We start from the raw sequence: 16058 nt of genomic DNA on the forward strand, positions 1-16058 counted from the left end.
ATACAATATGTATGAAGAAGTTAAGTATTTAATCGCCGGAGATAGAGCTTTAGTTGTGGAATTTGGAGATAAAATTGAAGAGCAGGTTAACTCAAAAATTAGAAGTCTTACAGTTGCAATTGAGCAGGAAGGTATTATAGGAATAAACGAGACTATTCCAACATACAGGTCACTTATGGTAATTTATGACCCTATGATAATGGAACTAGATGAACTTATAAGTGTTTTAAAATCCATTATATTAAAGATGCATGAATTAGAACTACCAGGTGCTAAAGTCATAGAAATACCAACATTATATGGTGGGGAGTATGGCCCTGATATTGAATTCGTGGCAAAGCACAATAAAATATCAATAGATGAAGTTATAAAAATTCACACAGATAGGGAATATTTAATTTATATGATTGGGTTTACACCAGGTTTTCCGTACCTTGGAGGCATGAGTGATAAAATAGAGACTCCTAGGCTTCAAAATCCAAGAACTAAAATACCAGTTGGAAGTGTAGGAATTGCAGGTAAACAGACAGGTATATATCCTGTAGAAAGTCCTGGGGGGTGGCAATTAATTGGTAGGACACCTGTTAAATTGTATGACCCTTGCAGAGAGGATCCTGTTTTATTAAACGCGGGAGATTATATAAAATTTATATCAATAGATGAAAATGAATACAAAAATATCGAACACTTGGAAAAAAAAGGAAAATATAAAGTGATTATAAGAGAGAAGTTAAGAAGGTGAGCATATGACAATAATGAAAATATTAAAGCCGGGTATGTATACTACAATTCAGGACATCGGTAGGTATAATTATCAAAAATCCGGTATGTCTGTTTCCGGTGCTATGGATCAATTCTCACTAAGAGTGGCTAATATTCTTGTTGGGAATAAGGATGGCGAGGCATGTTTAGAAGCTACTCTTTTCGGTCTTAAAATAAAATTTGAGGGTGATGCCTTGATTGCAGTTACAGGGGCCAATCTTATGCCAAGGATAAATAATAAGGCTATAGACATGTGGTCTGGAATTAAGGTATTAGATGGTGATGAACTTTCCTTTGAAACAGCTCAAAGTGGTTGCAGAAGTTATATAGCAATAGAGCATGGCATTGACGTGCAAGAGGTTATGGGTAGCAAGTCTACATATGTGAAAGGCAAAGTAGGAGGCTTTCAAGGAAGGATGCTCAAGGCTGGCGACGAGATTAAGATTGGATCTTCAGCAGAAAATGAGTTTACTAGTATCAAAAAGCTTCCAATTGAGTTAATACCATTGTACTCCAAGAATAATATTGTAAGAGTGGTAATGGGTCCTCAGGATGATTATTTTACGGTAGATGGTATAAATACATTTTTTGATTGTGAGTATAAAGTGACAAGTGAAGCTGATAGAATGGGATACCGATTATCTGGTCCTAAAATTTCACATATTACTTCTGCAGACATTATATCTGATGGAATAACAATGGGGTCTGTGCAGATTCCAGGTGATGGGGCTCCAATAATTATGATGGCTGATAGGCAAACTACTGGTGGATATACGAAAATTGCCACAATAATAACGCCTGATATAAACATAGTGGGACAATTAAAGCCTGGTGACAGTATCAGGTTTAAATTAATAAGTATTGAGGAAGCTCATAGAATATATAGAAAATATATGAAAGACTTTGATTCTATAAGAGAAAATATGACAAAAGTAGGATGTTACGCAATAACTGGTGAAAAGTTTAAAGTAAGGGTAAACAATAAGGAGTATGAAGTAATCGTACAGGAAATTAAGTAATTAAGAAAAATGAACTCTTAGGAGGGATAAAATAGTGAATCCAATTAGAATAACTGAGACAGTACTTAGAGATGGCCAGCAATCCTTAATTGCGACGAGATTAAAAACAGAAGAGATATTGCCAATTCTAGAAAAAATGGATAAGGTCGGGTATTATTCAATGGAGGTATGGGGAGGAGCGACTTTCGATTCATGTCTCCGTTTTCTTAATGAAGACCCTTGGGAAAGACTAAGAGAAATCCGTAAAATAGTTAAAAATACTAAGCTGCAAATGATCCTTCGAGGTCAAAATCTTCTAGGATATAAGCATTATGCGGATGATGTGGTTGAGGCATTTATTAAGAAGTCTATAGAAAATGGTATAGATATAATAAGAGTATTTGATGCATTAAATGACACAAGAAATATGGAAACTTCAATTAGAGTTATTAAAGAAAACGGAGCACACTGTCAATGTGCTATATGTTATACAACTAGCCCAGTGCATACTTTGGATTATTATGTTGAATTATCAATAAAACTCGAGAAATTAGGGGCACATTCAATTTGTATTAATGATATGGCTGGTATATTAACGCCATATTCGGCTTTCGAATTGGTGAAGAAATTAAAAGCGGCTGTAAAAATACCATTATGTTTACATGCTCATTGTACTAGCGGAATAGCTTCTATGACATATTTAAAGGCTGTTGAAGCAGGAGTAGATATTATAGACACTGCAATTTCTCCCTTTTCAGAGGGTGCATCACAACCACCTACAGAGTCGATGGTCCTTACTTTAAAAGAGAGTCCACGCGATCCTAAATTAGATATTAATTTATTAGGTGAAATAGCAGATTATTTTAGAACTATAAAAGAGAAATACAGAGAAAATGGAATATTAAATCCAAAAGTTATGAATGTAGAGCCTAGAATTATTACATATCAGGTTCCTGGAGGGATGTTATCGAACCTTTTATTAGAGCTTAAGGAGCAGGGGGTTGAAGCTAGATATAAAGAAGTACTTACAGAGATACCTAGAGTGAGAAAAGATTTAGGATTTCCACCTTTAATTACACCTCTTATTCAAATGGTAGGAACTCAAGCGATATTTAATATACTATCTGGCGTCCGATATAAAATAATTCCAAAAGAATTAAAAGATTATGTTAAAGGACTTTATGGAAGTCCATCAACACCTATAAAAGATGATATAAAGACAAAAATCATAGGTGATATGAAAATTATAACTCAAAGACCGGCAGACTTATTAGAGCCGGAGATGGACAAATATAAAAATGAAATTGGGGAGTTGGCCACTACTTATGAAGATGTATTATCATATGCTTTATTTCCACGAAGTTCAAAAAAATTCTTTGAGGACAGGTTAAGTGACAATATAAACAGTGGTACTTGCGATAGTTATAAGGAAATAATAACAAATTATAAAATGCAAGAAATAAATGAAGTAGACGAAGAAGAGAGAATAGTAGTAGCACTTGTAGCATCTGCTATGGCAGCACGCGACAATCCGAATTCGGAGTTTAGGATATCAAAAATCAAAAGAATAAAATGATGAGTATAATTTAGCTAGGAAGGTGTTAATAATATGAAAAAATATATGATAACGCTAAATGATAAAGTTTATGAAGTAGAAATAGAAGAAGTAATGGAGCCAACTGGGGAAGAGAAGATAACCATAACACAAAATAGCAATATTATTCCTATAAATGATTTAAGTGCCTTTTAGGAACATATGTTTTGTACAAAAATAAACTGGTAAAAACAAAAATACTGCACCCAAGGGGACTTGGAGTGCTCCCTGTCAAGTAGACAGGGAAAATAATAAAATTGACTTAAACGGCTAAAGCCCTGAATTTAATTGGGCTTTAGCCGTTTAATTTTTTTTAATTTCATGTAAGGTTATTTTGTTGATAATTATGTCAATAATTATGTAATATGAATTAGGAAATAAAAAAGGTAAGGGTGATAATATGGCAATACAAATTATGTCAGCAGCATTTACAGGAATTAAAGGCGTTATAGTTACCGTTGAAATTGATATAACTAGGGGACTACCCGCCTTAAATATCGTCGGACTTGCAGATATATCTGTTAAAGAATCAAAAGAACGAGTACGTTCTGCAATACTGAATTCAGGATTTGATTTCCCGGTAAATAGAATAACTATAAATCTAGCACCAGCCGATTTAAAAAAGGAGGGATCATTATTTGATTTACCAATAGCGATAGGCATTCTTCTTGCAACTAAACAAATAAATGTTAATGATATTAATGATTATCTTTTTATTGGAGAATTATCATTATCAGGTAAACTAAAAAAAGTACGTGGAGCCTTACCTGTGGTTATGGAAGGAATTGAAAATAAAATTGAAAAGTTTATAGTTCCGACATACAATGCAAGAGAATGTAGCCTTGTTAAATCTGCAAAGATATTTCCTTTGGATGATTTAAAACAAGTAGTAGACTTTTTAAATTATAAAGATTTAATGCCTTATGAGAGAGGCAAAGATATAGAAATATTAATTAATGAAGAGTTAGATTATGAAGATGTTATGGGACAAGAGAGTTCAAAACGTGCTATTGAAGTAGCTGCTGCTGGGGGACATAATCTAATTATGTATGGACCACCAGGCTCTGGTAAATCAATGATGGCAAAAAGGATTCCAACAATACTACCGTCTTTAAGTCAAGAGGAGTCACTCGAGGTTACAAAAATCTATAGTGTTTCCGGAAAGCTGGGCAATAATGAAGGAATTGTTTTGCAACGACCATTTAGAAATCCTCATCATACTATATCGCGGATTGCTTTAGTTGGTGGGGGAAATAAAATAATACCTGGAGAAATTTCTTTAGCTCACACGGGGGTATTATTTCTAGATGAAATATTAGAATTCAAAAAAAATGTCTTAGAAGTGTTAAGGCAACCTTTAGAAGAGAGAAAAATCACTATTTCAAGAGTTAATGGAACTATAGAATACCCATCCAATTTCATGTTTGTAAGTGCATTAAATCCATGCCCTTGCGGATACTATGGATCATATGAGCGTCAATGTAGTTGTAGTGAATATGAAAGAAGAAGGTATTTGAGTAAGCTAAGTGGTCCACTACTAGATAGAATTGATATATTTACGGCAGTTAATTTTCTGCCTTATAATAAAATAATTAGTAAAAAAAGCAGTGAAAAATCTAGCATTATTAAAAAAAGAGTTATCGAGGCAAGAAATATTCAAGAGAAACGTTTTAGTACGGAAGAAATTCACTGCAACGCAGAGATGAACCAAAAGTTAATTAAAAAATATTGCCATATAGATAAAAAAGCAAGTGAAATTCTTGAATTAATGTACAATAAATTTGCTTTAAGCACAAGGGCTTATTCAAGAATCATTAAAGTAGCTAGAACTATAGCAGACTTAGATGGAAGTGAAAATATCTTAGATAAACATATTATTGAGGCGGTGCAATATAGAAAATTTATTGATGAGCAAATAGTTTGATTATTAATATAAGTTGTTATAAAAAATATATACAGGAGGTATAGGAAAAGGATGAATGACTACGATATATGGTTCTCATTAGTTAAATTATCCCCGAAAATAAAACTGAAATTGATAAATGATTTCCATAATACGCAGCAAATATGGTATTATGGTGTACGTAATAAAAAAACAGAATATTTTAATAATACTTTAATTAATGTTTTAACTTGCGCTTGGAGTGATAAAGAAATTGATAATGTACGAAGAAATTTAGAAACTAATGAAATAAAATCCATACAATATTACGAGGATGAGTATCCTCAAAAATTAAAAAATTATGATGATGCACCATATACATTGTTTTACAAAGGCAACATAATGCCATTAAATGAAGGGTATAACATTTCTGTAGTGGGATCTAGAAAGTATTCAAATTACGGAAAGGATGTTACTAAAATTATATGTTCAGATTTATGCACAAGCAAAGTTAATATTATAAGTGGCATGGCGAAAGGGATTGACACGTTTGCTCACGAGAGTTGTCTTACGAATGAGGGATACACTTGTGCAGTTTTAGGATCAGGACTTGATGTAATATATCCTAAAGAAAATTCTAAAATATTTAATGAAATAGTTCAAAAGGGTGCTGTTATTTCGGAATTCTTACCAGGAACGCCACCATATGCTTATAATTTTCCTCAAAGGAATAGAATTATAAGTGCTCTTGGTGACATTATTATTGTAATAGAGGCTGGAGAGAAAAGTGGTTCTTTAATTACTGCAAATTTGGCACTTGAGCAAGGTAAGGATGTCATGGCTGTGCCGGGATCTATATTTTCATTCGAAAGTAAAGGAACAAATAAGTTGATTAAAGATGGAGCATTCCCACTTACATCTAGTGATGATATATTTGAAATACTTGGAATAGATATTAAAACTAAAAAAAACACCACTGTAAGGTCTTTAAATAGTAAGCTTAGTGAAAAAATATATAGCATTATAAGCGATAGTCCATTACATATTAATGACATTATTAGAATAACTAGCATTGACATAAAACAATTATATGAGGTATTATTTGAAATGCAGATTAAAAATGAAGTATTATGTCTATCAGGAAACTATTATGTAAGAGTAAATGACAAAATATAAGTAAATATAAGTAAATTATATTAAAATACATTGATGGAGGGGATAAGATGGGACAAAAACTTGTTATAGTTGAGTCACCTGCAAAAGCTAAAACCATAAAGAAATATCTAGGTAGTAGTTATGTAGTAGAAGCGTCCATGGGACATGTTAGAGATTTACCTAAAAGCCAATTGGGTGTTGATATCGACAACAATTATGAACCTAAATATATAACTATCCGTGGTAAAGGGGAACTTTTATCTAAACTAAGAAAAGCAGCTAAAAAAAGCGATAAAATTTATTTGGCAACAGATCCTGATAGAGAGGGTGAAGCTATTGCGTGGCATTTAGCAAAAGCATTAAAAATAGATGAAAAAGATAAGTGTAGGATAGAATTTAATGAGATAACAAAAACGGCTGTTAAAAACGCTATAAAATCTCCAAGAGTAATAAATGCAACACTTGTTGATGCTCAACAAGCAAGGCGTATACTTGATAGACTAGTTGGATATGAGATTAGTCCTATACTTTGGAGAAAAGTTAAATGGGGATTAAGTGCAGGAAGGGTTCAATCAGTTACCCTTAAAATAATTTGTGATAGGCAAAAAGAAATAGAAAAATTTATAACTAAAGAATATTGGACTATAGAATGTGAATTATATAAAGAAGGGGATCCTCAGAAATTAAGTGTTAAATTAAATTCAAAGTGTGGAGAAAAGTTTGAAATAAATTCTAAGGAAGAAAGTGAAAAGGTTATTAATAACCTTAGTGAAAAAGAATTTGTTGTAAGTAAGATAAAAAAATCATCTAAAATTAAGAATCCACTACCACCATTCATAACAAGTACACTTCAGCAAGATGGTTATAGGAAACTTAACTTTGCAACAAAACGAACTATGTCTATTGCTCAACAACTATATGAAGGTATGGAAATAGAGGGACATGGAACAGTAGGGTTAATTACATATATGAGGACCGATTCCACAAGAATTGCAGAGGAAGCTCAACAAAGTGCAAAAGACTTTATTTGCAGCAAATATGGTGAAAAATACTATCCAAACACACCAAGAATATTTAAAAGTAAAAAAAATATACAAGATGGTCATGAAGCTATTAGACCATCTAATATTGAAATAACACCAGAAGTTGCGAAAAAAACACTTAAAGCTCCACAATACAAATTATATACATTGATTTGGAATAGATTCGTAGCAAGTCAAATGGAAACATGTTTACTTGATACTGTATCTATAGATATAGTAAATGGAGATTATAGTCTTAAAGCATCCGGGTCTAAAGTAGCTTTTGATGGATTTAGAAAAATTTATGGTGAAGATTTAGAAGATGAAGAAAATAATCTAAAGTTTCCAGAACTTAATAAAGAAGATATTTTACACAGTGAAAAAACTGAGGGAAAACAGCATTTCACTTTGCCGCCTGCAAAATTTTCTGAAGCATCTCTTGTAAAAACACTAGAAGAAAATGGTATAGGGAGACCTAGTACTTATGCACCAATTATTTCTACTCTTCTTAATAGAAAATATGTGGAAAAAGATAATAAAGCGTTAGAAGTAACGGAAATAGGGAATATTGTAAATAATATCTTAAGTGAATACTTCAAACAAATAGTGGATATAGAATTTACAGCACAAATGGAAAACAATTTAGATTATGTAGAGGAAGGCAAAGAAAAATGGCAAAACATAGTTAATAACTTTTTTACACCGCTTAAAGAAGATATTGAAATTGCAGAGAAAGAGATAGCAAAAATTACAATTGAAGATGAAGTTACAGAAGTAGAATGCGATAAATGTGGAAAGTTCATGGTAATAAAACACGGAAGATTTGGTGATTTTTTAGCATGTCCTGGTTATCCAGAGTGTAAAAATACAAAAGCAATTACTAAGGAACTAGATGTTTCCTGTCCTAAATGTGGTGGAACAATTTTAGAAAGAAGAAGTAAAAAAGGAACTAAATTTTTCGGCTGTAGTAATTATCCTAAGTGTGATTTTGTAAGTTGGCATGAACCAACTGATATAAAATGTTCAGAGTGTGGAACATATATGGTTAAACGATATAGTAAGACTAAAAGTGATTATATGGAATGTTCAAATGCAGAATGTAAACATAAGGAATATAAAGAGGAAGAAAACAGTGAGGAAAATAGCGAAGAAAAGAAAAATTAGGATAATAAGGTAGAGGCAGATTAATATTTGACAAATAAAATGTCGAAACATATATTAATACTGTTGATATAGCATGAATGTTGTGATAGTATTATAAACGAAACGATTCTAAAAATTTAAAATATTTTGAATTGTACTTATTCTAAAGTAAATTGACTTTGTGAATTTGTTTAAATAATATAGGTTGTATTTTATAACAAAAACGAGGAGGAATATTGTGTCATTATTAGATAAAACGAGAATGTTGAATAAAATATTGCAAAAATCCGGAACAGAACCAGTAGTTTTTGATGATATATGTAATTTATTAAGCGATGTATTGCAATGTAATGTATATATTATTAGTAGAAGAGGAAAGATATTAGGTTATGATCTATCAAGTGGGTTTGAATGTGAAGTTGTAAAGAATGAAATTATAAAAAACATGAGGTTTCCAGAGGATTACAATAACAGCTTGCTTAATATTAATGAAACAAAAGCTAATCTCACAAATGAAAATGTTTGCGTATTCCAAGATGATAAAGAATGTGGAGTAGAAAACAAAATGACTACTATAGTACCGATAAACGGTAATAGGGAAAGATTAGGTACTCTTTTACTTTCGAGATTTGATCAGATGTTTACAGAAGATGATCTAGTTTTAGTTGAATATAGCGCTACAATAGTTGGTCTTGAAATTTTAAGGGCTAAAAATGATTTGATAGAAGAAGAAGCAAGAAAAAAAGCAGTAGTGCAACTCGCTATTGGAACGTTATCTTATTCAGAACTTGAAGCAGTACAACATATATTTAATGAATTAGATGGCAGTGAGGGTTTACTTGTAGCGTCTAGAATAGCAGATAAGGTTGGAATAACTAGATCTGTTATAGTTAATGCTCTAAGAAAATTTGAAAGTGCAGGAGTAATAGAATCAAGATCACTTGGAATGAAAGGTACACATATTAAAATATTAAATGAGAAATTAATGGATGAACTAAAAAAAATAAAATAGTCTAAGGCAGAACAGTTTTGTTCTGCCTTAAAAAAATTAAATTAATAAAGTATAAATATGTATGAAATGAGAATATTAATGGGTAGAGTAGTTATCTAATTCAATAAAAGATTTAATTATATTAAATATTTTTATTGAATAGATTATTACCTTATGTTATACTACAAAAGTGAGAAAATACACACATTGCTTAATTATTGAAGGGTGCCAATATTTGGTCTTTAATAAGATGATGGTAATGGAGGTAAAAACCAGGGAGGTTATTATTAATGGCAGTTATATCAATGAAACAATTATTAGAAGCAGGTGTACATTTTGGACATCAAACAAGAAGATGGAATCCAAAAATGGCTCCATACATATTTACAGAAAGAAATGGAATATATATCATCGATTTACAAAAAACAGTTAGAAAAATAGATGAGGCATATGATTTCATTAAATCAGTATCTGAAGAAGGTAAGGATGTTCTATTTGTAGGTACAAAAAAACAAGCTCAAGAAGCTATTAAATTTGAATCTGTAAGAGCAGGAATGCATTTTGTAAACAATAGATGGTTAGGTGGAATGTTAACTAACTTTAAAACAATCAAAACAAGAATAGCAAGATTAGAAACATTATATAAAATGGAAGAAGACGGAACATTTGAAGTTCTTCCTAAAAAAGAAGTTAGTCATCTTCTAAATGAAAGAGAAAAACTAGAAAAGAATCTAGGCGGAATTAGAAGCATGGATGCAAATAAAATTGGAGCTCTATTTGTTGTAGACCCAAGAAAAGAAAAAAATGCTATTTCTGAAGCTAAAATTCTTGGAATTCCAGTAGTCGCAATAGTCGATACAAACTGTGATCCAGATGAAGTTGATTATGTAATTCCAGGTAATGATGATGCTATAAGAGCAGTTAAATTGATAACTGAAAGATTAGCTGATGCTATTATAGAAGGAAGACAAGGCGAACAATTAACTGAAGAATAGTAATTAGATTTATCTAATAGAATAATTATGAGTATAACAGTGAGGGGTAGGTGGAAGTTAATTCTTTCATTTACCTTTTAAATTAGATAGGAATAGGAGGAATTAATAATGGTTACTGCAAGCATGGTTAAAGAGTTAAGAGAAAAAACTGGAGCAGGAATGATGGATTGTAAAAGAGCTCTAAGTGAAACAGATGGTGATGTGGAAAAAGCAATTGAACTTCTAAGAGAAAAAGGTTTGGCAGCAGCTGCAAAGAAATCTGGAAGAATAGCTGCAGAAGGATTAGTATGTACATATATTTCAGAAGATATGAAAGTTGGAGCAGTAGTCGAAGTTAACTGTGAAACTGATTTTGTTGCCATTAATAATGAGTTTGTTAATTTAGCAAATAACACAGCGAAACAAGCAGCACAAACTAATTCAACGACTATTGAGGAATTCATTTCTGAAAAATGTATGTCTGATGAAACAATTACTATTAAGGATGCAGTTACAGCTTTAATAGCAAAATTAGGCGAAAATATGTCTGTAAGAAGATTTCAGAAATTTTCTATTGAAAATGGTGTTGTTCAAAGCTATATTCATGGTGGTGGAAGAATAGGCGTCTTAGTGGAACTCGCATGCGAAAAGCAAGATGATGTGTTAATTAAGATCGCTAAAGATGTTGCAATGCAAATTGCGGCTGCTAGTCCTTTATTTTTAGATAATACATGTGTTGATAAAGATACTTTAGAAAAAGAAAAAGAGATATATAGGGTTCAAGCAATAAACGAAGGAAAACCAGAAAAAATTGTAGAGAAAATGGTTATGGGTAGAGTTAATAAATATTTTAAAGAAGTTTGTTTACTTGAACAAGTTTGGGTTAAGAACGCTGACTATACTATTACTAAATATCTTAAAGAAGAATCAAAAAAACTTGGTGCTGAGATAAAGGTAACAAGATTTGAAAGATTTGAAAGAGGAGAAGGTATAGAAAAGAAAGAAGAAAATTTTGCTGAAGAAGTACAAAGACAAGTGCAAGGTAAATAAAAATTAAAGGGAACACAAAGTGTTCTCTTTTTTAAAATAAGTAATACTTTAAATCAGGAGGTACAATGTTTATGGAGGTTGCTAAATACAAAAGAATTATGTTGAAAATTTCAGGAGAAGCTTTAGCTGGTGATACAGGATTTGGAATAGATTTTGAATTCACAAATGTTATAGCACTTCAAATAAAGGAACTAGTTAAGTTAGGCGTTGAAATAGGGATAGTTGTTGGAGCTGGAAATATATGGCGTGGTAGAAGTGGGGATGGTATGGACAGAACTACTGCAGATTATATGGGGATGATGGCAACTTGTATTAATGCATTAGCACTTCAAGATTCTTTGGAAAATATAGGCGTAAATACTAGAGTACAAACTGCCATTGAGATGAAGGCAGTAGCAGAACCATTTATAAGAAGAAAAGCTATGAGGCATTTGGAAAAAGGAAGAGTTGTTATATTTGCTGCTGGGACAGGTAATCCATATTTTTCAACGGATACAGCAGCAGCACTTAGGGCAGCAGAAATAGAAGCTGAAGTAATACTCCTTGCTAAAAAGGTTGATGGAGTATACGATAAAGATCCACACATATATGATGATGCAAAAAAATTCGATAAACTTAGTTATATTAATGTACTTGAAAAAGGACTTCAAGTTATGGATTCTACGGCTACATCATTATGTATGGACAACAATATACCTATATTAGTTTTTGGACTTGATAAACCAGAAAACATAAAAAAAGCAATCTTAGGTGAAAAAATTGGGACTTTAGTATCTGATTGCTAAATAACTAATATAAAATGGAGGGAATTCTATGATTAAAGAAATTATTAGTATTGCTGATGAAAAAATGAAAAAGACGATTGCAGTTTTGAAACATGAGTTATCAAGTATGAAGGCAGGAAGAGCAAATTCTGCAATGCTGGATAGAATTAATGTTGAATGCTATGGTAGTCTCGTGCCATTAAGCCAAATTGCAAACATATCAGCACCTGAAGCGAGAGTATTATTAATTCAGCCATGGGATAAATCTTCTATGAAAGAAATAGAAAGAGCTATATTAAAATCTGATTTGGGATTAAATCCATCAAATGATGGAATATCAATGAGATTAATTATTCCAGAGCTTACGGAAGAAACAAGAAAAAATTTAATGAAGAATATTAAGAAAACCGGAGAAGAAGGCAAAGTAGCTATAAGGTCTATAAGACGAGATGCTAATGATAAAATTAAAGCATTGAAAAAAAATAGTGAAATTTCTGAAGATGAAGTTAAAAAAACAGAAGATATCATTCAAAAGGAAACAGATAAATTTATTAAAGAAGTAGATAAAATAATTGATACTAAAGAAAAACAAATAATGTCAGTTTAGTCCTTAATTTTAAATAGAACCTGCATTTATGCAGGTTCTATTTAAAATTATACTATAACTAGTAAAAAGGAGAGAATTTTATTGAAAAAATTATTCGCTTTCTTAAAAAAGAATAAAGATATGAGTAATGAAACAAACTTAGATATGACTAAAATACCTAAGCATATTGCAATTATAATGGATGGAAATGGTAGATGGGCAAAAGAACGTAATTTGCCTAGAGCACTTGGACATAAGGCCGGTGTTGAAGCAATTAGGAAAATTGTAAAAGAATGTGACAGGTTAGGGGTTAAATATTTAACATTATATGCATTTTCAACTGAAAATTGGAATAGACCTGTAAAAGAAATCGATTCTTTAATGAAGTTGTTAGTGGAGTATTTAAAAAAAGAAGTCGAAGAATTAAATGTTAATGATGTTGTTATTAATTCTATTGGTAATATTTCGAAATTGCCTTTGATATGTAGAGAAGAATTAAATAATGCATATGAAAAAACAAAAAATAATAAGGGATTGATTTTAAATCTTGCTTTAAATTATGGAGGAAGAAGTGAAATAGTAGATGCTGTAAAAGAGATTTCATCGGATTTAATTAATAAGAAAATCTCTAAGGATCAAATAAATGAAGATTTATTTTCAAAATACATGTATACAAGTAAAATGCCAGATCCGGATCTAATAATAAGGCCAAGTGGTGAGTTAAGATTAAGTAATTTCTTGCTTTGGCAGGGTGCATACTCAGAACTTTGGTTTTCAGATATTAATTGGCCGGATTTTCATGAGAAGCAGCTACAAAGTGCAATAATGGATTATCAAAAAAGAGATAGAAGATTTGGAAAGGTTAAATAGGGGAGAAAATCATGAATAATAGGTATATAGGGGCTCTTGTTTTAGCTCCATTCATAATATTTTTATTTTTAGGTGGGGTGTATTTAAAATATATTGTAATGGTGATTTCACTTTTTGGTATGTACGAGTTCTATAAAGTTTCTAGAAAAAAACACTACAAGCCAATTGCACTTATAGGATATGGGTTATGCATAGTATATTACTTAAATATGAACAAGGATTTTTCACAAAGTTTTAATATATATATTTTAATTGCAACAATTTTCTTGCTATTATGTATTCCTGTGGTTTATACAAATTACAATTTTGTAGATGTTGCGCTTACCTTATTTGGATTTTTGTATGTAGCAGTATTTTTTAGTTTTATAGTGTTTATAGACAATAAAACTTATGGTCAATATTTAGTATGGATTATATTCATTGGTTCATGGGGATGCGATACTTTGGCTTATTATTCTGGTAGGATTTTAGGAAAAGGAGGCAAACATAAGCTTTGTCCTAAAGTTAGTCCTAATAAAACAATAGAGGGGTCGATAGGTGGACTACTTGGGAGTACTATAGGATGTATGATTTATGGATATGCTATTTCAAAATATGGCGTGCATATAGAACTATATCATTATGCAATAATTGGTGCTTTATGTGGCGTTTTTGGGCAGTTTGGAGATTTAATTGCATCATCTATAAAGAGGTATGTAGGGGCTAAGGATTACAGTAATCTTATACCGGGACATGGTGGGATTTTAGACCGTTTTGATAGTATTTTATTTGTGTCTGTGGTAGTATTTTATTATATTACATTTATAATAAAATTATAAATGTATATAGTTTATTGTTTAAGAAAATCATATATTTGGCAGGATGTAAAAAAAAAATTCAGAGTGAATTGGCATTGATAACTTTATTATAGTAGCTAACTATGTTATATTTAGTACTACGAACATGCAAAAAAATAGAAAAAAATTGAAGATATTAACATGATATTTTATTTGTTGTTTGGGACATAATTACATACATTGGCATAGGTGTAGTATTTTTAATTTTGATGACATAATAATTATAAATTGTAACATTATAGGAATGGGGAGATTAAATGAAGAAACTTACTATTTTAGGAGTTACGGGATCAATTGGAACTCAAACTTTAGATGTTATTCGATCTGATATTAAAAACTTTATTATTATAGGAATTTCTGCAAATACTAATTATGAGAAAATTATACCTATCATAGAGGAATTTAAACCTAAATATGTTGCTATGATGGATGAGGAAGCTTCACTAAAACTTAAAAAATATTGTGACTTAAATAAATATTCAACGGAAATATTGCATGGATTAGATGGTTTAAATTATATAAGTACTTTACCTGAAGTGGATCTTGTAGTAACTTCAGTTGTAGGAATGATAGGACTCGTTCCTACTATGAAAGCTATTGATGCAGGAAAGGATATTGCTTTAGCTAATAAGGAAACACTAGTTGCCGCGGGAGAACTAGTTATGGAGGCTGCTAAAAAAAACAATGTAAATATTTTGCCAGTTGATTCAGAACATGGTGCTATTTTCCAATGTTTACAAGGTAATAAGTTAGAAAATGTTAATAAGATAATAATAACTGCATCTGGTGGTCCATTCAGAGGTAAAAGTAGACAAGAATTAATAGATATAAGGCCTGAAGATGCGATTAAACATCCAAAATGGAACATGGGTAAAAAAATATCAGTTGATTCGTCAACGCTTATGAATAAGGGACTCGAGGTTATTGAAGCGCACTGGTTATTTGGGGTAGATTACGATAACATACAAGTGGTAGTCCATCCGCAAAGTGTTATACATTCTATGGTTGAGTATATAGATGGTAGCATAATAGCACAAATGAGTTCAACTGACATGAGGCTTCCTATTCAATATGCCATAAACTATCCAAAGAGAAACATAGCTGTAATTGATAAATTGGATTTTTATAATATGAGCAGTTTAACTTTTGAAAAACCTGATAGTGATACATTTAAATGTCTTAAATTAGCATTAAAAGCAGGGAAAATGGGCGGTAATATGCCTGCTATAATGAACGCTGCGAATGAGGTAGCTGTTGAACTCTTCTTAGATTATAAAATTAAATATCTCCAAATAGAAAATATTATAGAAAAATGCATGAATATATTTGATCATAATATTACGCCAAATCTAGAAGAAATTTTAGACGTTGATTTAAAGGTTAGGGAATATGTGAAAAATAATTATGATGAAAAATAGGGAGGAAAATTGT

Annotated in this window: 15 protein-coding genes; all 15 read left to right on the forward strand. The window is 31.2% G+C overall.

The features are described from left to right. The first annotated feature begins 7 nt into the window (after positions 1 to 7). The 15 genes from pxpB to dxr all read left to right on the forward strand — a co-directional run bounded on the left by pxpB (position 8) and on the right by dxr (position 16045). Entirely contained in the window at positions 8 to 742 is a 735-nt protein-coding gene (gene pxpB / locus KPL44_RS06040) for a 5-oxoprolinase subunit PxpB (RefSeq protein WP_216248000.1), read from the forward strand. Positions 743 to 746: 4 nt separating this feature from the next. Beyond that, a complete protein-coding gene (locus KPL44_RS06045) occupies positions 747 to 1781 on the forward strand; it encodes a biotin-dependent carboxyltransferase family protein (RefSeq protein WP_216248001.1) in 1035 nt (344 codons plus the stop codon). Between the two features lie 34 nt (positions 1782 to 1815). Beyond that, positions 1816 to 3336, forward strand: coding sequence for an oxaloacetate decarboxylase subunit alpha (locus tag KPL44_RS06050; protein ID WP_216248002.1), 1521 nt, complete (start codon positions 1816 to 1818; stop codon positions 3334 to 3336). Positions 3337 to 3369: 33 nt separating this feature from the next. Then, entirely contained in the window at positions 3370 to 3510 is a 141-nt protein-coding gene (locus KPL44_RS06055; protein WP_216248003.1) for a hypothetical protein, read from the forward strand. 244 nt (positions 3511 to 3754) lie between these two features. Further along, positions 3755 to 5278: a YifB family Mg chelatase-like AAA ATPase gene (locus KPL44_RS06060; protein WP_216248004.1), complete on the forward strand. Its 1524-nt coding sequence runs from the start codon at positions 3755 to 3757 to the stop codon at positions 5276 to 5278. A 51-nt stretch (positions 5279 to 5329) separates the two neighbouring features. Beyond that, the gene (gene dprA / locus KPL44_RS06065; protein ID WP_216248005.1) at positions 5330 to 6412 is read left to right on the forward strand and encodes a DNA-processing protein DprA; all 1083 of its coding nucleotides are present in this window, start codon (positions 5330 to 5332) and stop codon (positions 6410 to 6412) included. Positions 6413 to 6459: 47 nt separating this feature from the next. Further along, positions 6460 to 8577, forward strand: a complete 2118-nt coding sequence (gene topA, locus KPL44_RS06070; RefSeq protein WP_216248006.1) for a type I DNA topoisomerase — start codon at positions 6460 to 6462, stop codon at positions 8575 to 8577. Between the two features lie 214 nt (positions 8578 to 8791). After that, positions 8792 to 9568, forward strand: a complete 777-nt coding sequence (gene codY / locus KPL44_RS06075) for a GTP-sensing pleiotropic transcriptional regulator CodY (protein ID WP_216248143.1) — start codon at positions 8792 to 8794, stop codon at positions 9566 to 9568. Between the two features lie 269 nt (positions 9569 to 9837). Next, entirely contained in the window at positions 9838 to 10542 is a 705-nt protein-coding gene (gene rpsB, locus KPL44_RS06080) for a 30S ribosomal protein S2 (RefSeq protein WP_171296921.1), read from the forward strand. A gap of 108 nt (positions 10543 to 10650) precedes the next feature. Then, entirely contained in the window at positions 10651 to 11571 is a 921-nt protein-coding gene (gene tsf, locus KPL44_RS06085; RefSeq protein ID WP_216248007.1) for a translation elongation factor Ts, read from the forward strand. 71 nt (positions 11572 to 11642) lie between these two features. Next, complete coding sequence (gene pyrH, locus KPL44_RS06090) at positions 11643 to 12356, forward strand: UMP kinase (RefSeq protein WP_216248008.1); 714 nt, start codon at positions 11643 to 11645, stop codon at positions 12354 to 12356. A 28-nt stretch (positions 12357 to 12384) separates the two neighbouring features. Continuing rightward, on the forward strand, positions 12385 to 12942 hold the full coding sequence (frr, locus tag KPL44_RS06095; RefSeq protein ID WP_216119943.1) for a ribosome recycling factor: 558 nt from the start codon (positions 12385 to 12387) through the stop codon (positions 12940 to 12942). 120 nt (positions 12943 to 13062) lie between these two features. After that, entirely contained in the window at positions 13063 to 13791 is a 729-nt protein-coding gene (locus tag KPL44_RS06100; protein WP_216248144.1) for an isoprenyl transferase, read from the forward strand. 11 nt (positions 13792 to 13802) lie between these two features. After that, a complete protein-coding gene (locus tag KPL44_RS06105; RefSeq protein ID WP_216248009.1) occupies positions 13803 to 14609 on the forward strand; it encodes a phosphatidate cytidylyltransferase in 807 nt (268 codons plus the stop codon). Positions 14610 to 14884: 275 nt separating this feature from the next. Next, entirely contained in the window at positions 14885 to 16045 is a 1161-nt protein-coding gene (gene dxr, locus KPL44_RS06110; protein WP_216248010.1) for a 1-deoxy-D-xylulose-5-phosphate reductoisomerase, read from the forward strand. The last annotated feature ends 13 nt before the right edge of the window (positions 16046 to 16058 follow it).

Origin of the sequence: Clostridium sp. DSM 17811 (assembly GCF_018861905.1) — a bacterium.
Taxonomy (GTDB): Bacteria; Bacillota; Clostridia; order Clostridiales; family Clostridiaceae; genus Clostridium_AD; species Clostridium_AD frigoriphilum.